We start from the raw sequence: 19751 nt of genomic DNA, 5'->3' as shown, positions 1-19751 counted from the left end.
TTCGATCCCCTCCTCCCTGCCTGCTCCCTAAGGGAGAGCGCAGCGAGGGTTTAGGCGCTAATCCGGGTGCTGGCCGCAATGCAGCGCCAGCCACACCGTTTCCCGCGCCGGGTCGGTCCACTCCACCCGGTGACGGCAGTGGGCGGGCAGCCAAACGTAATCGCCCGCCGTCAATTCCAGGCAGTCCGCCTCGCCTTCCACACGCAGGCGCGCCGCGCCGGACAGCAACGACACCCACTCGTCCCAATCCTGGTCGTACCACTGGCCGGGCGGAGTGACATGCCCCTGGGAAACGATGCGTTCGACGCGCACGCCGGGCGCCCGCATGAGGGTTTGGAAACATTCCTGCTGCGGGTCGTGCTCGACGCCCGCCAAGTCGTACAGGTTGCCGCGCCTAATCGAGGGCATCCGCCACCAGCTGCCGCTGCTGCTCCATGTGCAAGCGATGGCTGCCCACCGCCGGGGCGGCGGACATGGGCCTGCCGGCGTAGCGCAGTTCCACGCCGCCGCCGACGGAATCCAGGAAGCGGTGCTTGATTTGGTGCCAAGCGCCTTGGTTTTCCGGCTCTTCCTGGCACCACACCAGCTGTTTCATATTGGGGTAACGGGCCAGGATGTCCTTGAACTGGGTTTGCGGGAAAGGATAGAGCTGTTCCACCCGCACGATGGCGATGTGATTGGATTTCAGCGCCCGGCGCGCGTCCAGCACGTCGTAATAGACCTTGCCGGCGCACAGCACCACCCGGGTCACGGCCTGCGGATCCAAGGGGTCGATTTCGTCCAACACCGGCTGGAACGCGCCTTCCGCCAGCTCGGCCAGGCTGGAAACGGCCTGCTTGTGACGCAACAGGCTCTTGGGGCTCATCACCACCAGCGGCAAACGGCAAGGCCGCAGCACTTGGCGGCGCAGCAAATGGAAAATTTGCGCCGGCGTGGTGGGCACGCACACCTGGATATTGTGCTCGGCGCACAGTTGCAGGTAGCGCTCCAAGCGCGCCGAGGAATGCTCCGGCCCTTGCCCCTCGTAACCGTGGGGCAGCAGCACGGTGAGATGGCACAGCAATCCCCACTTGGCTTGGCCGGAGCTGATGAACTGGTCGATGTACACCTGGGCGCCGTTGGCGAAATCGCCGAACTGGGCCTCCCAAATCACCAAGGATTCCGGCTCCGCGGTGGAATAACCGTACTCGAAACCCAACACGCCCGCTTCCGACAGCAGGGAGTTGAACACCTCGAAACGCGCCTCCCCTTGCGTCACCGTGCGTAGCGGCGTGTAGGACTGGCCCGTTTCATTGTCGTACACCACCGCGTGGCGGTGGAAAAACGTGCCGCGCTCCGAATCCTCCCCCGACAAGCGCACGCTGAGTCCTTGCGCCAGCAAGCTGGCGTAAGCGAGGGTTTCCGCGTATCCCCAGTCCAGCGGCTCCTCGCCCAGCATCATGCGCCGGCGCGCATCGCGGATGGCGACCACGCGGGGATGGGCGACAAAGCCCTCGGGCAAGTCCAGCAACCGCTCGCCCAACGCGCGCAGCGTCTCCGGCGCGACGGTGGTATCGGCCGGGGCGTCCCAGCCATAGCCGAAATAGGGCCGCCAACTGCGCTTGTAGTGCTCGGGGTTGGGGACGATTGGGCGCGACACCACGTCCGCCGTTTCCAGCGCTTGCCGATAGGCCTGCTCCATCTCCGCCGCCTCGCCCGGCACGATCACCTCCTCCCGCTCCAGGCGTTCGGCGTACAAGCGCCGCACCGAGGGATGGTTGCGGATGAAGCGGTACATGAGCGGCTGGGTGGCGGCGGGCTCGTCCGCCTCGCTGTGCCCCTGGCGGCGGTACCCGATCAAGTCGATCACCACGTCCTTGTGGAAGGTCATGCGGTAATCCAGCGCCAGCTGGGTCACGAACAGCACCGCTTCCGGGTCGTCGGCGTTCACGTGGAATACCGGCGCCTGCACCATCTGCGCCACGTCGGTGCAATAAGGCGTGGAGCGGGCGTCGTTGACGCGGCTGGTGGTAAAACCGATCTGGTTGTTGATGACGATGTGCAGCGTGCCGCCGGTGTGGTAGCCGCTGGTTTCCGCCATGTTGAGGGTTTCCATGACGATGCCCTGGCCGGCCATGGCGGCGTCGCCGTGGATCAGCACCGGGAGCACCTCCTTGAGGCGGTTTTCACCCAGCCGGTCCTGCCGGGCCCGCACCGAACCCTGCACCACGGGATTGATGAATTCCAAATGGGAGGGGTTGAACGCCAGGGCCAGGTGGACGATGCCGCCGCGGCTGGCCACGTCGGAAGAAAAACCCATGTGGTATTTCACGTCGCCGGACGTGGCCTGGGACGCTTTCTCCGCCGTGCCCTCGAACTCGCGGAACAACTGCGCCGGTTGCTTGCCGAGGATGTTCACCAGCATGTTGAGCCGGCCGCGATGGGCCATGCCGATGACCATTTCGCGCGTGCCCTGCTCGCCGGCCCGCTGGATCAGCTCGTCCATGAGCGGGATCAGGCTTTCGCAGCCTTCCAGGGAAAAGCGCTTCTGGCCGACGTATTTCTGGTGCAAATACTGCTCGATGCCCTCGGCGGCGGTCAGCATGCGCAGCAGCCAGCGCTTCTTGGTCAGGTCCAGCACCACACGGCCGCGGGCCATTTCCAAGCGGTCCTTGATCCAAAACTTGATGCCGGTGTCGGCGATGTGCAGGTACTCGCTGCCGATGCTGCCGCAGTAGGTTTCCTTGAGCAGCGCCAGGATTTCCCGCAGCGGCAGGCGGTCCGGGCCGTAGAGCGTGCCGGTGTCGAACACCGTGTCCAAATCGGCCTCGCTCAGGCCGAAATAGGCCAGTTCCAAGTCGGGCACGGCCGGCTTGGGCAAGTATTTAAGGGGATTATTGTCCGCCGCCTGATGGCCGCGCAGGCGGTAGTGGTAGATCAGCCGCGCCACGCCGGACTGCTTGCGGATGTTTTCTTCCGACAGGGTGAATTTCAGGTCGCCCCGGTAGCGGACGGCGTTGGCCTCCTTGGCCTCCTGCACCAGCCGCTTGCGGATCTTGCTGTGGGCCACCTCCGGCTGGCCGTGGGCGCTTTCGTGCAGCACGGCGAAGTGGACGCGCCAGCTTTCCTCCACCGAGTCCGGATCCCTCAGGTACTGCTCGTACATCTGCTCCAGGAAAGCGGCATTGGCGCCGGAAAGGGCGGAGTCCTGCTCGAGTAGATCGGTGGGATGGCTCATGGGGCGGCAGCGATATGAATCCGTGGATTACGCCATGGTAATGCAAGTAGCCCTTTTTCAGAACAACGACTGCACCGCGTCCAACGCCCGCTGGGCCGGTCCCACGCAATCGGCCGTTTCCTGCGGCGCGGAGCCGGCCACATAGGCCAGTTGCCGAGCGCCGGGACAGCTTTCCGCGGCGCGTTTGCCGCTGGCCGTGTCGGTCCACACCAGTTCGATTTTCTCCGGCGGTGTCGGCTCCAGCGGCTCGCGGCTGAAACGGCGGAAAGCGTCGATCCAGATGGGCAAGGCGCCGCGCGCGCCGGTCAGCTTGGCCGGCTGGTTGTCGTCGCGCCCCACCCACACCACGCCCACGTAGTCGCCGCTGAAACCGGCGAACCAGCTGTCGCGCAGATCGTTGGTGGTGCCGGTCTTGCCGGCGACGTTGAAATCTTCCGGCAACACGGAGTAAATCGAACGGGCCGTGCCCTCCCTCGCCACTTCCTGCAGCACGGTGTTGAGCACGTACACCGGCGCCGCGTCCACCCCGGCGTGCACGTCCAAGCCGTAGCGCTTGAGCGGCTGGCCTTCGCTGTCCAGCACCGCCAGGATGGAGCGCAGCGGTGTGACGAAGCCGTCGTCGGCCAGGGTCTGGTACATCTGCGCCACGTCCAGCACGGACATTTCCGCCGCGCCGAGCAGCAGCGACGGGAAGGCGTCCACCGGGCGGTTGACGCCCAGGCTGCGCAAGGTCTTCACCGTGTTGGGCACGCCCAGGTCCAGGCCCAGGCGCACGGTGGCCAGGTTGTAGGATTCCGCCAGGGCTTGATGCAGCGGCACCAGGCCGTGCTCCTTGCCGTCGTAGTTTTTCGGCACCCACAGGCCGCCGCCCTCGTTCTTCAGGTGAATGGCGTTGTCCTTGAGCAGGGTGCCAGCGGTGTAGCGACGCGATTGCTCCAGGGCGGTGAGGTAAACCACCGGCTTGTACAGGGAGCCGATGGAGCGCACGGCATCCACCGCCCGGTTGAAGCCGGCGTCCTCCGGATCGCGCCCGCCCACCAGGCCGGCCACCTCGCCGTTGACCCGCTGGGTAACGATGGCGGCGGCTTGCAGCTGCTCCAGCCGATTGGCTTTTTCCAAGCGCGGCAGGGTGTCCTCCACCGCCGCTTCCAATTGGCGCTGCACTTCCGAATCCAGGGTGGTGATGATGCGCAGGCCGGTGGAGGCCAGGTCCTCGTCCTTGTACTCGTCGTGCAGCTGGCGCCGCACCAGGTCGAGGAAGGCCGGGTGGCGCGCCACCGAGCGGTGGGTGGCTTTCACCACGTCCAAGGGCTGGCGCTTGGCCGCTTCCGCGTCGCCTTCCGGGATGACGCCGGTGGCCACCATGGTGTCCAGCACCAGATTGCGGTGGCGCAGGGCTTTCTCCGGATCGCGGCGCGGATCGTAGTGGGCCGGGCCGCGCACCAGGGCCACCAGCATGGCCATATGCTCCAGCTTGAGGTCGTGCAGCGGCCGGCTGAAATAGAACTCGCTGGCGAGGCCGAAGCCGTGGATGGCGCGGGCGCCATCCTGGCCCAGGTAGATTTCGTTGAGGTACGCTTCGAGGATTTCGTCCTTGGGATAGCGCGCGTCCATGATCAGCGCCATGAAGGCTTCGTTGATCTTGCGCCCCAGGCTGCGCTTGGAAGTGAGGTAGAAATTCTTCACCAGCTGCTGGGTGATGGTGCTGCCGCCCTGCACCAGCCCCATGGCCTTGGTGTTGGCCCACATGGCGCGAGCGATGGCGCGGGGCGAAACGCCGTGGTGGTGGTAAAAATCGCGGTCCTCCATGGCCAAAAGGCCCTGGATCAGCAGGGGCGGCACTTCCGCCAGCTTCACCAGGATGCGGTCTTCCTTGCGGCTGGGGTAGAAACTGCCGATCTGCACCGGGTCCAAGCGCACCAGCGCCGCGTCCTTGCCGTTGGCCAGGTCCTGCATGGCGGCGACCCGGCCGCCCTCCAGCACCACTTTGACGCGGCGATTGGCCTCCTCCTTGTCCCAGAAACGGAACGGCCGGCTGCTGAGCCAGAATTCGTCGCCCCGCCGCACGTAACTGGCCGGGGTGGTCAGGCGCGTATCGAGGCGGTAATGCAGATCGTCCAAAGTGGCTTGCAACCGCTCCGGCGTCACCGGCGCGCCGGCGTACAACTCCAGCGGGCGGGCATAAACATAGGACGGCAGCTCCCAACGCTGGCCCTGGAACTGGTAGCGCACGGTGTAGTCCAGGTAGCCCAGGTAGGCGAGGAACAACAGCAGGCCCAACGCGTAGGCGGGCCACAGCCTCAGCCAAAAGGACGGGCGTCCGCCGCGGGGTTTGCGAGCGGGCGGCGGAGGAGGTGCGGCTTTTTTTCTTGGGGGCATGGGGTCAACCGATAAGGCGGCGGCAAAGGGCCGGGACGGGCCGCGCCGTTACGCCGCTACTGACATTCAAGTTACAATGGCTCAATCGTTCACAAGGAGACTGTCATGCAATTCACCGCTATTCGCCGCCTGGCCGCCGCCCTGGCGTTGACCGCGCCGCTGGCCGGTTGCTCTTTCGTCGACCTGACGCCCGGCGGCGACAAAGTGCGCGTGCTGAGCCTCAACGAAGTGGGCCGCTGCACGCTGTTGGGCCGCGTCAGTTCCAACACCAAGGCCTCCATCGGCTTTATCGCGCGCAGCAAGGAAGCGGTGCAGGAAGAGGTCAACCGGCTGTCGCGCAATAACGCGGCGGATATGCACGGCGATACCATCGTTCCCCTGGGCCCGCTCATCGACGGCGAGCAGGGCTTCAACGTCTATCGCTGCATCAATCCCTGATCCGCCCTTTGCGGCGGGCTCACGAACGCTAGCGGGCATAGCTTAACCCATGCCCGCTCCAGCTTAGCGTGACGCCGCTCCCAGGCCCGGCGAAAGGCTCGCACAACCACAAATCCCCCACCGCAGCCAAGCAGCCGTCGACATAAACCAGCGGCACGCGCTCGCGCACCCAAGGCGGCAACAGCGCCGACTCCTGAAACAGCTTTTTCAACGCATGGCTGCCCTGCCGGCCCGGCAGGCGGCAGCGCTCTCCGCCCCGGCGATAGCGCACCTGCATGGCCCCATGCCAGCCTACCGGCAGCGGGCCGTCGCCGCTGAGCAACCGCAACACGCCGTTGCCCGGCAAAACCAGCGGCCGGCGGCCGTCCCAAGGGTAAACCACCTGCGCATCCAGCGGCGGTAGGGGGCGCAAGGCGTATAGCCGATCGCGGTAGCGCCGCACCTCCCCCTCCCGCCAAGCCACGTGGGGATTGCGGTGTTCGGCGGCGGTCAGGACCTCGGCGACGATGCGCTGCAGCACCGCCGCCGACGGCGCGCGAAACCCGGCATGCCGCAACCAATGGCGCAACGCCAAACGCTGCTCCGGCGCTTGCCATCGGCGCAGGCAGGCCACGCTCAAGGTTCCTTCCGGCCCGCCCGCGCCGGCCGCCAGCAGCAAATCCTCAGCCAACCGCTCTAACTGGCTCTGGGCTTCGGCGCAATGGCGCGCCGTGCGCCCCAAAGTGGCCGCCACGCCCGGCCAGCGGCCGGCCAGCAAAGGCATCACCTCGCGGCGGATAAAGTTGCGGTCATAGGAAGTGTCCCGGTTGCTGGGATCCTCCACCCATCGCAAGCCGTGAGCCTCGGCGTAGCCTTGCAACGCCTCCCGGCTCCACGCCAGCAAAGGCCGTAGCAGCCTGCCTCTGCCCAGCGCCATGCTTTCCGGCATGGCGGCTAGCCCGGCCAGCCCGGCGCCGCGCAGCAATTGCAGCAACACCGTTTCCGCCTGGTCGTCGGCGTGCTGCGCGGTGAGCAGGGCCTCGCCTTCTTCCAGCAACGCCTCGAAAGCCCGGTAGCGGGCATCGCGCGCCGCCTCCTCGGGGCTTTGCCCGGGCGCCGCCCGGGCATCCACCCGCATCAGGCGGAACGGGACATTCAACTCACTGCAAGCCTTCGCGCAGTGCTCGGCCCAGGCTTCCGCCGCGGGCTGCAAGCCGTGGTGCACGTGCACCGCCGCAAAACGAAAGCGCCCGTCGGCCAAGCCGAGACGGGCGCATTGGTGCAGCAGGACGTGGGAATCCAGGCCGCCGCTGTAACCGATCCAATAGCGGTTGGCGAGCCCCGAGGCCGTCAGCCTACCCGCCAGTTCCGCCGCATCCATGGCGAAAGCGGATTAGGAGTTGTCCCCTTCCAGGTACACGCCGTAATCCATCAGGCGTTCGTAACGGCGTTGCAACAGCACCTCCAGGGATTGCTCCTGCAGCTCCTGCAAATGGCGCTTGAGGGCGGTCTTGAGGTTGTAAGCCATTTTGGCGCGGTCGCGATGGGCGCCGCCCAGGGGCTCCGGCACGATCTCGTCGATCAGGTTGAGTTCCTTCAGGCGGTCCGAGGTGATGCCCATGGCTTCGGCCGCCAACTCGGCCTTGTCGGCGCTCTTCCACAAAATGGAGGCGCAGCCTTCCGGCGAAATCACCGAATAAGTGGAATATTGCAGCATCAGCAAGCGGTCGCCCACGCCGATGGCCAGGGCGCCGCCGGAACCGCCTTCCCCGATCACCGTGCAGATGACGGGGGTGCGCAGTTTGGACATTTCGAGCAGGTTGCGGGCGATGGCCTCGCTCTGGCCGCGCTCTTCCGCGCCGATGCCGGGATAAGCGCCGGGCGTGTCGATGAGACAAATCACCGGCAGGCGGAAGCGCTCCGCCAGCTTCATCAAGCGCAGGGCTTTGCGGTACCCCTCCGGACGGGGCATGCCGAAGTTGCGATAGATTTTTTCCTTGGTGTCGCGGCCTTTTTGCTGGCCGATAACCATGATCGGCTGGTCGTCCAGGCGGGCCAAGCCGCCGACAATGGCCGGATCGTCGGCGAAAGCCCTGTCGCCGTGCAGTTCATGGAACTCGTCGCACATCGCCTCGATGTAATCCAGCGTGTACGGCCGCATGGGATGGCGCGACACCTGGGAGATTTTCCAAGCCGACAAGTCCGAGAACAATTGCTCGGTGAGCTTGCGGCTTTTCTCCTCCAGCTTGCCGATCTCGTCGGAAATATTGATCTGGTTGTCGAAGCCTACGTGGCGCAGTTCTTCGATCTTGGCTTCCAGCTCGGCGATGGGTTGTTCGAATTCGAGAAACTTGAGATCCATTTTGTACTTATATGTAGTGCGGGCAATGGGAGGTCAATCGAGAACTTCCGCCAGGAAATTCACCAAGCTCCGCCAGGAACGGCGATCAGCCGCAGCATTATATACCGTGCCGAAGCCGGGATCATTGGCTAAGGGATTGGTAAAAGCGTGAACCGTGTTGCCGTACACATGCACCTGCCAATCGGCGCCGGCGGCGGTCAGTTCCTCCTTCAAGGCCGTCACGTCTTCCACCGGCGCCATGGGATCGTCGTGGCCGTGCAGCACCAGCACCTTGGCCTGGATGGCGTTGCCGTCGGTATTGCCCGGCGGCTTGAGCAGGCCGTGGAAGCTGACCGCGCCGCGCAAATCCGCCCCGCTGCGGGCCAAGTCCAACACGCACAGCCCGCCGAAGCAAAAGCCCATGGCGGCGACGCGGGCTGCATCCACTTCCGGCTGGCGGCGCAGCGCTTCCAGGGCGCAGGCCATGCGCCGCTGCAACAGGGCGCGATCCTCCATGAACGGCATCATCAGCGCCGAGCACTCTTCCGCGCCCTCGCCCACCCTGGCATCGCCGTACATGTCCAGGGCGAAGCCGGCATAACCCAACTCCGCAATACAGCGCGCCTTGTCCATGACGAATTCGTTGCGCCCGGCCCACGGATGGGCGATGAGCACCCCCGGCAGCGGCCCCGGCTTGGCGTCGTCGTAGGCCAGATAGCCTTGCAGGCGCGTGGCGCCGTCGCAATAATCGATGGTCTTGGTTTGCAGCATAGGGCTCCCCTCAAATAAAAACGGCGTTCAATCGGCCAGGGAGTTGCGCCAAAACCGCCCCTCTCCCTCGAACAACCGGCGGCTGTCCTCCGGCCCCCAAGTGCCGGCGGCGTAAGTGTCGATGCAGCCGCGCTCCCGCCCCCACGCTCGCAGCACCGGCTCGATCACCCTCCACGCCCACATCACCTCGTCGTAGCGCAGGAACAGGGAGTGGTCGCCTTCGATCACGTCCAACAGCAAAGCCTCGTAGGCCTCCAGATGGTAAGCGGCGCAGCCGCAGGTTCCGGCGTCCAATTGGCTGTGGCGAGTGGTCAGTTTGAGCCCCGGCTCGCGCACTTGCACCTCGGCGCGCAGGCATTGTTCCGGCTGAATGCCCATCAGCAGCCAGTTGGGCTCCCGGCCCACGCCGGTGGACTGGAACAATTGCTGCGGCGGCTGCTTGAAGCGCACGGCGATCAGGGCGCTGTTGGCGGCCATGCGCTTGCCGGTGCGGATGTAAAACGGCACGCCGCGCCAGCGCCAGTTGTCGATGTGCAGCCTCAAAGCGGCATAGGTTTCCGTGACGCTGCCGGCCGCCACGCCCGGCTCCTCCAAAAAACCCGGCATCCCTTGCGCGGCGGCGTACTGGGCGCGGTAAGCGCAGGATGCCGCCTCGCTCTCGGCGATGGGCCGGATGGACTTGAGCACCTTGACCTTCTCGTCCCGCACCGACTCCGCGTCCATGGCGGCGGGCGGCTCCATGGCCACCAGGGTCAACAGTTGCAGCAGGTGGCTTTGCACCATGTCGCGCAAGGCGCCGGTGTTGTCGTAGAAATCGGCCCGCCCCTCGACGCCGGCGAGTTCGCCGTGGGTGATCTGCACGTGGTCGATGTAATTGCGGTTCCACAACGGCTCCCAGATCAGGTTGGCGAAGCGGAACACGAAGACGTTCTGGACGGTTTCCTTGCCCAGGTAATGATCGATGCGGAAGATCTGTTCTTCGCGGAAATGGCTGTGCAGCAAACGGTTCAAGCCGTCCGCGCTGTCCAGGTCGCGGCCGAAGGGTTTTTCCACCACCAGCCGGCGCCAGCCTTGCGACTCGTCCGCCAGCCCCGCCGCTGCCAGGTTTTGCGTCACGACGGGGAATTCGGCCGATTTGACCGCCAAGTAGAACACCGCGTCGGCCGAAATCGCCGCTTGCAACCGGCGGTAGCTGTCGGCATCGGCCAAATCGCCGCGGAAGTATTCCAAGCGCTCGGCGAAACGCTCCAGCGCGTCGATATCCATGCGATTGCCGTAACGGGCCTGCAAGGCCTCCACCGCCATGCCGCGCCAACTCTCGTTGTCGTAGGGCCGGCGGCCGAAACACACCACGCTGAAATCGACCGGCAAGCGCCCCGCCGCCTCCAGACGGTACAGGGCCGGCAACAATTTAGTGCGCGCCAGATGCCCGGTGGCGCCGAAAATCACGAAACGACAAGCCCGCGCCATGGCCGTTACTCGACGAAGTCGTAAACCACGAGTTTTTGCACCAGCGGACGCATGTCGTCCACGGCTTTCCGGTGAGCCGGATTGGCGTTGTAATCCTCCAACGCCTTTTTGTCCTTGAACACCGCCGCCACCGCCACGTCGTAGGAATCGTCCGCCAGGGCATGGGGGCTGGGCACGGCGGCGCCGACGCTGTAACTCACCACGCCGGGCAGCTTGGCCAAACCGCGGCTGATTTCCACATAGCGGCTGCGCGCCGAATGACTGCCCGGCTCCTTCAACCAGGCGACCACCACGTGATGCACCTGCCCCGGCTCGGCCCAAGCGCTACCCATGCCGCCCAGCAGCGCCAGCGAAACCAACCCTCCGTAACAGCGTTTCATAAGCCCCTCCGAGAAATCGAATCGGCCGCGCAGCAGCCGGGTCAACGCCGCAACAAGTCCTGCAACTCGTCCAGCAAGCCTTTGGAAGCGTCCTCCACCATGTCCAGCACCCGCTCGAAGCCGTTGACGCCGCCGTAATAGGGATCGGGCACCTCGCGGGTACTCAGGTGCGGCGCGTAGTCCAAGAAGTATTTCACGCTGGCCTCGGAGTCCGGCGGGCGCATTTCCATCAAGTCCGCGTAATTGCTCGCGTCCATGGCCAGGATATGGTGGAAATGGTAGAAATCGCCGTGATCCACCCGCCGCGCCCGCAGCAAGCTCAGATCGATGCCCCGCGCCAGAGCCGCCTTGCGCGACCGGAGATCGGGCGCCTCGCCCACGTGATAGGCATGGGTGCCGGCGGAATCCACCCGCAAATAAGGACTCAACCCCCGTTCGTCGGCCAAGCGCCGAAACACGCCTTCCGCCGTGGGCGAACGGCAGATATTGCCCATGCAGACGAACAAAATCCCGATGGTTTCTTTGTCTTTCATAATCGACCGACTACTTCGGAACCCCAAAAAACACGGTACGGAAAGCGTAGCACGAAACCCGCCCGCCCCAGGAACGCCAAGGCCAAAACAACAAAAAGGCCCGCACTGGCGGGCCTTTTTCCATCCGGCGTCGGAGTCGACTCTAGCGGTGGATGTACGCTTCGAGCTGGCGCTTGGCGGCGTCGAAAGCGTCGCGCAGGGCGACGTAGACGTCTTCGTGGGCCTGCTTATCGTGATGGTCGCGGCTGACGACGATCTGCTTCTGCGGCACGCTCAGGTCGATGCGGACATGGAACAAATTGCCTTGGTGCTGATGATGATGTTCGGCTTCCACGACCACCTTGCAGCTGATGATGCTGTCGCACAGTTGCTCCAGCTTGGCGGTTTTTTCGCGGATTTTGCCTTCAACGGCATCGGAGTGCGGCAGGCCGCGAAAGGTGATCTCAAGAGGTACTTGCATAGCTCATCCCGACGTTTAATAAACGGTCTTCAGTTTCAACCATTATGGTCTTGCAGCTAATGATACACCAAACCGGCCGCAAGCCGCGCCTAGCCCGTGACAGCGGCACGGAATCGTAGTAAAAATGCCCCCTGCGGCCCCGCCGCCTTGCCAGCAATCAGCACGGGATACCACCATGTCTATCAGCGAACAACCCATCCTCGGCCAGTGGTATCAGGACCCGGCTTCCGAAAGAAGCTTTCGGGTGGTCGCCCAGGACGAAGAAAGCGACTCCATCGAAATCCAATACGCCAACGGCGACATCAGCGCCTTGGACTACGCCTCTTGGACCGACTCCGAATTCGACTCCATCGAAGCCCCGGAAGATTGGGCCGCGCCCTTCGACGACGTGGAAATCGACGATTTGGGCTACAGCGACCCGGACCTGCACGGCCCGGATCTGCACGACATCACCCTCACCGACCTGCTCAACGAAGACGATCAGCTGTAAAGCCGCGTCCATGAGCATTCGCGTCGTCTATTTCGCCAGCCTGCGGGAAAAAATGGGGCGCACCGAGGAGAGCTTGGTGGCCGAGGGCATCGGCACCGTGGCCGACGTGTGGCGCGCCGTGGACCAGAACCGCCCCATGCCTTCCCACCTGCTGTGCGCGGTCAACCAGGACTATGCCAAGCCCGAGACCCCGGTGCGCGACGGCGACGAAATCGCTTTTTTCCCGCCGGTTACCGGGGGCTGAGATGGCCGTCCGCCTGCTGCACGGCGCTTTCGATCCTTGGGAGGCGATGCGCCGCCACGAAGAACGGCAAGCCGGCTTGGCGGCCAAATACGGCGCCACCGCCAGCTTCGTCGGCACCCTGCGGGATTTCAACGAGGGTGCCTCCGTCAGCGGCATGTTCCTGGAACACTACCCCGGCATGACCGAAAAGCAGCTGGAACGGATCGTCGCCGAAGCCGCCCAGCGCTGGCCGCTGCTGGACAGCCTCGTCCTCCACCGGGTGGGCCAGATCGAACCGGGCGCAGCGATCGTCCTGGTGGCGGTGTGGACCTCCCATCGGGGCGACGCCTTCGACGCCTGCCGCCACATCATGGAAGCCTTGAAGAGCCAAGCGCCGTTCTGGAAAAAGGAAAGCCTGGAGCAAGGCGACCGTTGGGTGGAACGCAACAGCGACGGCTACGCGGCGAAAGCGGACAAAGCCGCCTTGGTGTAAACTGGCTCCAGCATCCCCAGAGAGCCACGCCCATGAAAGCCGCTGCGAAGCAGAACAACACAGGCTTATCAAAAGCCGCCGCAACGCGGAAAAATTCAGGCTTCAAAGCCGGCCGCCGCGCCCTCCTGCCGACCGTGCTATTGGCCGGCCTGTTTCCCCTGGCTGTCCTGGCCGCTCAACCGGCCTATGCGCCGCCGCCGCCGGACATCGGCGCGGCCAACCCCGCCGAGGATGAAAAAATCCCTCCCGAAAACCTGCAACCCGTGGACGACAGCGTTCGCGTGGTGCAACCGGAAGCGGTGCCGGAGCAGCCGGATTTGCCGGCGCCGGTGCAAAACGGGGAAAACATCGAGCCGGACATCACCATCGTCAAGCGCGGCAAGGACACCATCCAGGAATACCGCGTCAACGGCAAGCTCTACATGGTGAAGATCATCCCCTCCATCGGCCCGGCCTATTACCTGCTGGATACCGACGGCGACGGCAATATGGACGTACGCCGCAGCAACCTGGAAAGCGGACTGAAAACGCCGCAATGGGTGCTGTTCAGCTGGTAGACCGTGTCCGCCTACACCGCCCTTTGCCCCACGGCCCTGCAAGCCTTTCTCGCCGACCATGCCGTCGGCGCGCTGCTGGATAGCCGGCCGATCCACGACGGCGTCGAAAACAGCAATTACCGCCTGCGCACGGAACGGGGCGAATACGTCCTCACCCTGTTCGAATCCCTGACCGCCGCCGAGCTGCCGCCCTATTTGGCGCTGATGACGGGCCTGGCGGAACAGGGCCTGCCCTGCCCCCGCGCGGTGCCGGACCGCAACGGCCGGCTGCTGGGCGAGCTGCACGGCAAACCGGCGCTGCTGGCGGCGAGGCTGCCCGGCGCCGGCGTGACCGATCCCGCGCCGCACCATTGCCGCGTCATCGGCGCGGCTCTGGCGGTGGTCCACGGCGTCGGCCGACAACTGCCGGCCATGCCCGCCAACCGCTGCGACGGGGCTTGGCGGCGGTCCATCGCGGCGCAACTGCGGTTGCCGCGGGACTGCGCCGCCCTGCTGGCCGACGAACTGGCCTTTCAGGACAAGCAAAATCCCTCCGCCCTGCCCCAGGGCTTGGTGCACGGGGACTTGTTCCGCGACAACGTGCTGTTCGAAGGCGACCGGCTCACCGGCCTGTTGGATTGGTACGAAGCCGGCTCCGGCGCCTGGCTTTACGACGTGGCGGTGACCGCCAACGATTGGTGCGGCGAGGACCCGGACCGTCTCCGCGCCCTGCTGGACGGATACGCGACTATTCGCCGCTTCACCGACGCCGAACAGGACGCCCTGCCCGCCATGCTGCGCGCGGCCGCCCTGCGCTTTTGGCTGTCGCGGCTGCTGGCCCGGCAAACGCCGCGCAGCGGCGAGCTGGTGCAGACCAAAGACCCGGAAGAATTCAAACGCTTGCTGCTGCACCGGCGCGATAGGGATGCCGCGCCGGCGATTTAAACCCGCCCGCGCTGCGCCCTACAACCCATTGCGCAGCATCAGCTCCTCCGGGTGCGGATCCAGATAATACTGGCGCGCCACATAAGCATGGGGATGCCGGCGGAAATGGTGCTTGAGCAAGGTGATGGGCACGATCAACGGCACCCGCCCCAAGCGATAGGCGTCAAAGCACTCCAACAGCTCCGCCTTGTCGCCCGCGTCCAGCTGCTTTTTCAAATATCCCATCAAGTGCTGCAACACATTGGTATGGGACTGGCGGGTGGCTTTTCGTTGCAGGGACGCCATCAGGTCGGCGAAATATTCTTCCGCCAACGGCGCCAAAGGCCGCGTTCCCGTCTGCGCCACGAGCCTTCCCAGGCGGCGGTAGGCCGCCTGGCTGTGGGCCATCACCAGCAATTTGTGGCAACTGTGGAAGTCCACCAGAGCCGCCGCCGTCAACCCCTCCGCCGTCAATTCCAGCCAGCGGCGATAGACGAATACGCGTTCGATGAAGTTCTCCCGCAGCACCGGATCGCCCAGCCTGCCCTCCTCCTCCACCGGCAGGGACGGCAACGCCTCCATCAATACCCGCGCGTAGACGCCTCGGCCGTCGCGGCGCGGCATGCCGCCGTCGCCGTAGACTTTGACCCGCTCCATGCCGCAACTGGGGGATTTGCTTTTGAAGATATAGCCGCACACACCGGCTAAACGCCCGGCGGTTTCGCGCCCCAACGCCGCCAGCCGATCGGTGACGTCCAAATCGGCGTTGCGCACGCCCCTGGCGCGGGGCAGACCGTTCTGTTCCCCCACCAAACGAATCGGTTCGCGCGGCACCCCCAAGCCGATGGCCATTTCCGGACAAATAGGGAGGAACTCGAAATGCCGGCTCAGCGTGCCGTTGATATAAGCGTCCTGTTTATGGCCGCCGTCGTAACGCACCGTGGCGCCCAACAGGCAACTGCTGATTCCGACGAGGATTTTGCCGTTGTCGCCACGCATGAATTCGCTCCCAAAGTCGTTTTAGTCAGTGTAGCCTAGCCGCCTCAACTCAGGAGCCGCGCCGTGACCATCACCGCCCCCAGCATCGATCCGCAGGAAGCCGCTCGATTCGAAAAGCTCGCCGAGCGGTGGTGGGACGCCGGCGGGCCCTTCTGGCCTTTGCACAGGCTCAACGCGCTGCGGACGGATTATTTGCGCAACGCCCTGGCCCGCCGCTTCGGCCGCGACCCGTGCGGCGAACGGCCCTTGCAGGGCGTAAGGGTGCTCGACATCGGCTGCGGCGGCGGCATACTCAGCGAATCCATGGCCCGGCTGGGCTGCGCGGTGCACGGCATCGACGTGGTGGAGCGCAATATCGCCGTCGCCCTGCGCCACGGACGGGACCAGGGACTGGATATCCGATACCAAGCCATCGATGTCGAATCCCTGGCGACGCAAGGCGGCAAATACGATGCGGTGCTGAACATGGAGGTGGTGGAGCACGTGGCCGACTTGCCCGGCTTCATGGCCGCCTGTTCGCGGCTGGTGCGTCCCGGCGGCTTGATGGCCGCCGCCACCATCAACCGCACGCCGGCCTCCTTCCTGGCCGCCATCGTCGGTGCCGAATACCTACTGCGCTGGCTGCCGCGCGGCACGCATCAATGGCGCCGGTTCGTCACTCCGGCCGAGCTGGAAAGCCTGCTAAACGACAACGGCATGGCATTGTCCGCGCGAACCGGGGTGCGGGTGAACCCGCTGACCAAGCGCTTCGATTTGACTCCGAGCCTGGCGGTCAACTACATGCTGATCGCCGCAAAACCCGCAGCAAACGGTCGAACCACGGCCAACTGACGCACCAGCAGTCGTCGCGGCCCGGCCGCATGTGATGGGCATAGTGCCAAGGCAGATGCCGGCGCGCCCAGTCGGCATCCAAATGGGCGCGCCGGTGGCGCTGGTAATAGCAGGCGACACCGAAATAAACGCCCGCCGCATAAGCCGGCGCCAGCCAGAACAGCGGCAGGTGCAATGCCAAGATGACGGCCAGCACCAAGGCTTCCTTCCCCTGCGCGTTCCAGCGCAGCGGCCATTGCCGATAACCGGCGTCCACCATGTCGTTGGCGGCGGCGACGGCATGGTGCTCGTACAAGTGGTAACTCCAAAAGCTGCCGCGCCGGCTCCCCCAGCCGTGCAGCAAATACTTATGCACCGCCCACTCACCGCCGTTTTCGGCCAACAGCCCCACACCAAATCCCAGCAAACTGCTCAACAAAACGTCCATCTTTTTCCTCGGGCCCAGCCTGCGGCAGGCCGCGGCGCATAACGCGGTGTTTATCGATCCGGCCATTCAACCCTTGGTGCGACCTGGTGAATTCTTATACACTTACGCCTCGGCTCCAGCCCTGCGGCGACGTATTCCGCTCTTAACCAAGTCCATCGATGTTTACGAAACATACCGCCCTCATCGCCGACGACTCCGCGCAAGTGCAGCGCATCGTCGCCCGCATTCTCAAGCAGGACTTGAACTTCGGCCACGTATTAATCGCCGCTAACGGCAAGCAAGCGCTGGACTTTTTCGAAACCCAACACGTCGATTGGATCATCAGCGACTGGGAAATGCCCACCATGGGGGGGCACGAGTTTGTGGAAACGCTGCGCAAGCATCCCAGGGGCCGCGAGGTGCCGTTCATCCTCATGACCGGCCATGCCGACAAGGATACGCTGCGGACGGCGATGGCTTCCGGCGTCAACGACTTTATCGCCAAGCCCTTTTCCCCATCCACCCTGATACAAAAAATCCGGCGCATCGCCACCGCCATTGAACGACGGGCCGCGGCGCGCATTGCGCCGAGGGGAAGTTACCAGGCGCAAATCGCTTTTCCGGGCGGCGCCAAATATCCGGCCGAACTGGTGGACATTTCCGATTCGGGCTGCCTGCTGCGCACCGTACCGCTACAGCAAGGCGGTACCGTTTGCGACCCGGCCAAGCTGACCTTGAAACTGGACACCAAAACCGTCGCCGTCAACAGCACCACCATCCGCATCGCCTTGGACGGCGCCGCCGACAAATCGGTGGTGCCGACCATCCTGGTGGCCTTCCAATTTCAAGTCGACAGCGATACCCAAAGCGCCATCAAGCTGTTTATCGCCCAGCAACAGGCGCAGGAATCGGGACAGATGGATGACTCGGCCGGCGATTTCGAGCTGATTTCGTAGCCCCAACGCGGCCTCAGTCCTGCCCCAACAGCGCCTGCAAGCGTCCGGCGCGATCGCAAGCCACCAAATCGTCGTAGCCGCCCACGTGCACGTCGCCGATATAAATCTGCGGTACGGTGCGGCGACCGGTTTTCTCCATCATCGCCAACCGCAGCGCCGGGTCCTGATCAACCCGGATTTTTTCTATCTCGCCCACGCCCTTGGCCGCCAGAAAACGCTCCGCCGCCACGCAATAAGGGCAGATGGCGGTGCTATACATGAGTACTTTGGGCATACAACCTTCCGCTCGGATCGATGGCGCCGCCGGCGACGGCCGCGCCTGTAATCATCAATGCGACACGCCGTCGCGACGCAACACCTTGAAAAACGTCATGGCGAGGATACGCACGTCCAGGACGAAGGAAATATCGCGCAAGTATTCGGCGTCCAGCCCGACCTTGACCGGGATGGGCAGCTCGTCTCGCCCGTTCACCTGGGCCCAGCCGGTGAGCCCGGGCACCAAACAATGCACGCCGCGCTCGGTCCGCAACGCCACCAGATCGTCCTGATTGAACAGCGCCGGGCGCGGCCCCACCAAGCTCATATCCCCCTTGAGGATATTCCAGATCTGCGGCAGCTCGTCCAGGCTGCTCTTGCGCAGGAAGCCGCCGATGGGAGTCAAATAAGCATCGGGATTGGACAGCAAGTGCGTCGCGACAGCGGGGGTATCGATGCGCATGGTGCGGAATTTCGGCATGGGGAACAAACGGTTGTTCCGCCCCACGCGGTTGGACCAATACAACGCCGGCCCCTTGGAGGTCAGCTTCACCGCCAAAGCGATGAGCAACATCGGCAACAGCGCCAACAACAAGCCCCCCGCGGCCAGCAGCAAGTCCATGGCTCGCTTGCCGGCATAGGTCACCGCTTTTTCATGCATGTCCCGACTCCCCCTTAAACCAAGCCGCCGTCTCCGCCAAACCTTGCGCCGCATCGAACGGCGCGCGCCAGTGCAGCTCTCGGCGGATAACGCTGGAATCCAACTCCAGGGATCCCGCCAGCCGTTCGATCTCGCCGCTTTTCCCCAGCAGCCGGCCGGCCAGCGCCAACAACGCCGGCGGACATGGCCATAAGCGCGCGCCCACGCCCATAGCCGAGGCCAGGGCCCGCAACAGCTCCGGCGTCGAAAAGACTTGGTCGTCGCTGACCAGATACGTTTTGCCGGCGGCTTCCGGCCGATCGACGCAGGCCATCAGCGCATCCGCCAAATTGCCCACGTAGACCAGGCTGCGCCGATTTCGCACCGAGGCCAGCGGCAGCGGCACGCCGAGCCGCACCCAACGCAGCAGCCGCAAAAAGTTACCGCCCACGCGCGGGCCGTAAACCAGCGGCGGGCGCACCACCACCACTTCCAAACCGGTTTCGGCGGCTACCCGCCAAAGGGCCTGTTCCGCCTCCCACTTGGAAATCGCGTAGGGATCTTGCGGCCGCGCCGGATCGGCCTCGCGAAACGGCGAGCCGAGGGCGGTGGCCTCGCCGTTGACCTTCGCCGTGCTGACATAAACGAACCGCCGCACGCCGGCGCGAACGGCCGCGCGAGCCAACCGTTCCGTGCCGTCCGTATTGACGCGCCGAAACTCGGCCAAGGGATCCGCCGCGGTTTCGCGCATCACATGCACCCTCGCGGCGAGGTGAATGAGCGCGTCCAGACCGCGCAAGCCGTCCGAAAAATCCTTCCCTTCGGCGATGTCCCCAATGGCGCGCACTTCCGTGGCGGCGCCCAATGACGCGGCCGTCGCCCCGCGCACCAGGGCGACGGCGCTACGCTGCCTGGCCGCCAAAACGCCGCCTAAACGCTGCCCCACCAACCCCGTCGCGCCCGTGAACCCGACCACCGGATAATGTTCCAACAGTTTCAGCCCTCTAGTTTTTACGCGGCGAGCGGCGTT

General features: G+C 64.8%; 23 protein-coding genes. 8 read left to right on the top strand and 15 right to left on the bottom strand.

Annotated elements, in window-relative coordinates:
• Positions 1-57: 57 nt before the first annotated feature.
• The 3 genes from K5607_RS02905 to mrcB are packed head-to-tail and all read right to left on the bottom strand — an operon-like array spanning position 58 to position 5596.
• Positions 58-408 (bottom strand): cupin domain-containing protein, encoded by a 351-nt coding sequence (locus K5607_RS02905; RefSeq protein ID WP_221048137.1) that lies wholly within the window; start codon positions 406-408, stop codon positions 58-60.
• Positions 395-3217 (bottom strand): 2-oxoglutarate dehydrogenase E1 component, encoded by a 2823-nt coding sequence (locus tag K5607_RS02900; RefSeq protein ID WP_221048136.1) that lies wholly within the window; start codon positions 3215-3217, stop codon positions 395-397. Before K5607_RS02900 ends, K5607_RS02905 begins: the two co-directional genes overlap by 14 nt.
• A gap of 57 nt (positions 3218-3274) precedes the next feature.
• Positions 3275-5596 carry a penicillin-binding protein 1B gene (gene mrcB / locus K5607_RS02895; protein WP_221048135.1) on the bottom strand — a complete coding sequence of 774 codons (2322 nt, stop codon included), beginning with the start codon at positions 5594-5596 and terminating at the stop codon, positions 3275-3277.
• A gap of 105 nt (positions 5597-5701) precedes the next feature.
• Here mrcB and K5607_RS02890 point away from each other — a divergent pair, with 105 nt between their 5' ends.
• Positions 5702-6034, top strand: coding sequence for a DUF4156 domain-containing protein (locus K5607_RS02890; RefSeq protein WP_221048134.1), 333 nt, complete (start codon positions 5702-5704; stop codon positions 6032-6034).
• A 28-nt stretch (positions 6035-6062) separates the two neighbouring features.
• On the opposite strand, the gene tilS is transcribed toward K5607_RS02890, so the two are convergent.
• The 7 genes from tilS to K5607_RS02855 all read right to left on the bottom strand — a co-directional run bounded on the left by tilS (position 6063) and on the right by K5607_RS02855 (position 11968).
• Positions 6063-7394 carry a tRNA lysidine(34) synthetase TilS gene (tilS, locus tag K5607_RS02885; RefSeq protein WP_221048133.1) on the bottom strand — a complete coding sequence of 444 codons (1332 nt, stop codon included), beginning with the start codon at positions 7392-7394 and terminating at the stop codon, positions 6063-6065.
• A gap of 12 nt (positions 7395-7406) precedes the next feature.
• On the bottom strand, positions 7407-8375 hold the full coding sequence (gene accA / locus K5607_RS02880; protein ID WP_221048132.1) for an acetyl-CoA carboxylase carboxyl transferase subunit alpha: 969 nt from the start codon (positions 8373-8375) through the stop codon (positions 7407-7409).
• Between the two features lie 33 nt (positions 8376-8408).
• Positions 8409-9125 carry a dienelactone hydrolase family protein gene (locus K5607_RS02875; protein ID WP_221048131.1) on the bottom strand — a complete coding sequence of 239 codons (717 nt, stop codon included), beginning with the start codon at positions 9123-9125 and terminating at the stop codon, positions 8409-8411.
• 27 nt (positions 9126-9152) lie between these two features.
• Positions 9153-10595 (bottom strand): glucose-6-phosphate dehydrogenase, encoded by a 1443-nt coding sequence (gene zwf, locus K5607_RS02870; protein ID WP_221048130.1) that lies wholly within the window; start codon positions 10593-10595, stop codon positions 9153-9155.
• Positions 10596-10600: 5 nt separating this feature from the next.
• Positions 10601-10975: a Dabb family protein gene (locus K5607_RS02865; protein WP_221048129.1), complete on the bottom strand. Its 375-nt coding sequence runs from the start codon at positions 10973-10975 to the stop codon at positions 10601-10603.
• Positions 10976-11016: 41 nt separating this feature from the next.
• On the bottom strand, positions 11017-11508 hold the full coding sequence (locus tag K5607_RS02860) for a low molecular weight protein-tyrosine-phosphatase (protein WP_054773765.1): 492 nt from the start codon (positions 11506-11508) through the stop codon (positions 11017-11019).
• Between the two features lie 142 nt (positions 11509-11650).
• Positions 11651-11968, bottom strand: a complete 318-nt coding sequence (locus K5607_RS02855) for an HPF/RaiA family ribosome-associated protein (RefSeq protein WP_054773764.1) — start codon at positions 11966-11968, stop codon at positions 11651-11653.
• A gap of 175 nt (positions 11969-12143) precedes the next feature.
• Here K5607_RS02855 and K5607_RS02850 point away from each other — a divergent pair, with 175 nt between their 5' ends.
• The 5 genes from K5607_RS02850 to K5607_RS02830 are packed head-to-tail and all read left to right on the top strand — an operon-like array spanning position 12144 to position 14655.
• Complete coding sequence (locus K5607_RS02850) at positions 12144-12458, top strand: DUF6763 family protein (RefSeq protein ID WP_054773763.1); 315 nt, start codon at positions 12144-12146, stop codon at positions 12456-12458.
• Between the two features lie 10 nt (positions 12459-12468).
• Positions 12469-12702, top strand: a complete 234-nt coding sequence (gene moaD, locus K5607_RS02845) for a molybdopterin converting factor subunit 1 (protein WP_054773762.1) — start codon at positions 12469-12471, stop codon at positions 12700-12702.
• 1 nt (position 12703) lies between these two features.
• Positions 12704-13174 carry a molybdenum cofactor biosynthesis protein MoaE gene (locus tag K5607_RS02840; protein WP_221048128.1) on the top strand — a complete coding sequence of 157 codons (471 nt, stop codon included), beginning with the start codon at positions 12704-12706 and terminating at the stop codon, positions 13172-13174.
• 32 nt (positions 13175-13206) lie between these two features.
• The gene (locus K5607_RS18270; RefSeq protein WP_082411555.1) at positions 13207-13731 is read left to right on the top strand and encodes a DUF2782 domain-containing protein; all 525 of its coding nucleotides are present in this window, start codon (positions 13207-13209) and stop codon (positions 13729-13731) included.
• Between the two features lie 3 nt (positions 13732-13734).
• Entirely contained in the window at positions 13735-14655 is a 921-nt protein-coding gene (locus tag K5607_RS02830) for a homoserine kinase (RefSeq protein ID WP_221048127.1), read from the top strand.
• Positions 14656-14673: 18 nt separating this feature from the next.
• Here the strand turns inward: K5607_RS02830 and K5607_RS02825 are convergent, their stop codons facing one another.
• Positions 14674-15633 carry a YbgA family protein gene (locus tag K5607_RS02825; RefSeq protein WP_054774081.1) on the bottom strand — a complete coding sequence of 320 codons (960 nt, stop codon included), beginning with the start codon at positions 15631-15633 and terminating at the stop codon, positions 14674-14676.
• Positions 15634-15696: 63 nt separating this feature from the next.
• Between K5607_RS02825 and ubiG the strand changes: the two genes are divergently transcribed.
• Positions 15697-16464: a bifunctional 2-polyprenyl-6-hydroxyphenol methylase/3-demethylubiquinol 3-O-methyltransferase UbiG gene (gene ubiG, locus K5607_RS02820; protein WP_156302703.1), complete on the top strand. Its 768-nt coding sequence runs from the start codon at positions 15697-15699 to the stop codon at positions 16462-16464.
• Here the strand turns inward: ubiG and K5607_RS02815 are convergent.
• Positions 16406-16891 carry a hypothetical protein gene (locus tag K5607_RS02815; RefSeq protein WP_054774082.1) on the bottom strand — a complete coding sequence of 162 codons (486 nt, stop codon included), beginning with the start codon at positions 16889-16891 and terminating at the stop codon, positions 16406-16408. The genes ubiG and K5607_RS02815 overlap by 59 nt on opposite strands.
• A 158-nt stretch (positions 16892-17049) precedes the next feature.
• Between K5607_RS02815 and K5607_RS02810 the strand changes: the two genes are divergently transcribed.
• Positions 17050-17826 carry a response regulator gene (locus K5607_RS02810; RefSeq protein ID WP_221048126.1) on the top strand — a complete coding sequence of 259 codons (777 nt, stop codon included), beginning with the start codon at positions 17050-17052 and terminating at the stop codon, positions 17824-17826.
• Positions 17827-17839: 13 nt separating this feature from the next.
• On the opposite strand, the gene grxC is transcribed toward K5607_RS02810, so the two are convergent.
• The 3 genes from grxC to K5607_RS02795 are packed head-to-tail and all read right to left on the bottom strand — an operon-like array spanning position 17840 to position 19712.
• Positions 17840-18100, bottom strand: coding sequence for a glutaredoxin 3 (gene grxC / locus K5607_RS02805; RefSeq protein WP_221048125.1), 261 nt, complete (start codon positions 18098-18100; stop codon positions 17840-17842).
• 54 nt (positions 18101-18154) lie between these two features.
• The gene (locus K5607_RS02800; protein WP_054774085.1) at positions 18155-18742 is read right to left on the bottom strand and encodes a sugar transferase; all 588 of its coding nucleotides are present in this window, start codon (positions 18740-18742) and stop codon (positions 18155-18157) included.
• A complete protein-coding gene (locus tag K5607_RS02795; RefSeq protein WP_246598938.1) occupies positions 18735-19712 on the bottom strand; it encodes an NAD-dependent epimerase/dehydratase family protein in 978 nt (325 codons plus the stop codon). Before K5607_RS02795 ends, K5607_RS02800 begins: the two co-directional genes overlap by 8 nt.
• Between the last annotated feature and the right edge of the window lie 39 nt (positions 19713-19751).

This window comes from Methylogaea oryzae (assembly GCF_019669985.1).
Taxonomy (GTDB): Bacteria; Pseudomonadota; Gammaproteobacteria; order Methylococcales; family Methylococcaceae; genus Methylogaea; species Methylogaea oryzae.
Note: the sequence above shows the minus strand (reverse complement) of the source record. Positions and strands in the feature narration are given on the sequence as shown.

Bases quoted from the DNA above. Each gene is read 5' to 3' on its own strand.
- K5607_RS02905 (WP_221048137.1), bottom strand. From the start codon at position 408: ATGCCCTCGATTAGGCGCGGCAACCTGTACGACTTGGCGGGCGTCGAG.
- K5607_RS02900 (WP_221048136.1), bottom strand. From the start codon at position 3,217: ATGAGCCATCCCACCGATCTACTCGAGCAGGACTCCGCCCTTTCCGGC.
- mrcB (WP_221048135.1), bottom strand. From the start codon at position 5,596: ATGCCCCCAAGAAAAAAAGCCGCACCTCCTCCGCCGCCCGCTCGCAAA.
- K5607_RS02890 (WP_221048134.1), top strand. From the start codon at position 5,702: ATGCAATTCACCGCTATTCGCCGCCTGGCCGCCGCCCTGGCGTTGACC.
- tilS (WP_221048133.1), bottom strand. From the start codon at position 7,394: ATGGATGCGGCGGAACTGGCGGGTAGGCTGACGGCCTCGGGGCTCGCC.
- accA (WP_221048132.1), bottom strand. From the start codon at position 8,375: ATGGATCTCAAGTTTCTCGAATTCGAACAACCCATCGCCGAGCTGGAA.
- K5607_RS02875 (WP_221048131.1), bottom strand. From the start codon at position 9,125: ATGCTGCAAACCAAGACCATCGATTATTGCGACGGCGCCACGCGCCTG.
- zwf (WP_221048130.1), bottom strand. From the start codon at position 10,595: ATGGCGCGGGCTTGTCGTTTCGTGATTTTCGGCGCCACCGGGCATCTG.
- K5607_RS02865 (WP_221048129.1), bottom strand. From the start codon at position 10,975: ATGAAACGCTGTTACGGAGGGTTGGTTTCGCTGGCGCTGCTGGGCGGC.
- K5607_RS02860 (WP_054773765.1), bottom strand. From the start codon at position 11,508: ATGAAAGACAAAGAAACCATCGGGATTTTGTTCGTCTGCATGGGCAAT.
- K5607_RS02855 (WP_054773764.1), bottom strand. From the start codon at position 11,968: ATGCAAGTACCTCTTGAGATCACCTTTCGCGGCCTGCCGCACTCCGAT.
- K5607_RS02850 (WP_054773763.1), top strand. From the start codon at position 12,144: ATGTCTATCAGCGAACAACCCATCCTCGGCCAGTGGTATCAGGACCCG.
- moaD (WP_054773762.1), top strand. From the start codon at position 12,469: ATGAGCATTCGCGTCGTCTATTTCGCCAGCCTGCGGGAAAAAATGGGG.
- K5607_RS02840 (WP_221048128.1), top strand. From the start codon at position 12,704: ATGGCCGTCCGCCTGCTGCACGGCGCTTTCGATCCTTGGGAGGCGATG.
- K5607_RS18270 (WP_082411555.1), top strand. From the start codon at position 13,207: ATGAAAGCCGCTGCGAAGCAGAACAACACAGGCTTATCAAAAGCCGCC.
- K5607_RS02825 (WP_054774081.1), bottom strand. From the start codon at position 15,633: ATGCGTGGCGACAACGGCAAAATCCTCGTCGGAATCAGCAGTTGCCTG.
- K5607_RS02815 (WP_054774082.1), bottom strand. From the start codon at position 16,891: ATGGACGTTTTGTTGAGCAGTTTGCTGGGATTTGGTGTGGGGCTGTTG.
- K5607_RS02810 (WP_221048126.1), top strand. From the start codon at position 17,050: ATGTTTACGAAACATACCGCCCTCATCGCCGACGACTCCGCGCAAGTG.
- grxC (WP_221048125.1), bottom strand. From the start codon at position 18,100: ATGCCCAAAGTACTCATGTATAGCACCGCCATCTGCCCTTATTGCGTG.
- K5607_RS02800 (WP_054774085.1), bottom strand. From the start codon at position 18,742: ATGCATGAAAAAGCGGTGACCTATGCCGGCAAGCGAGCCATGGACTTG.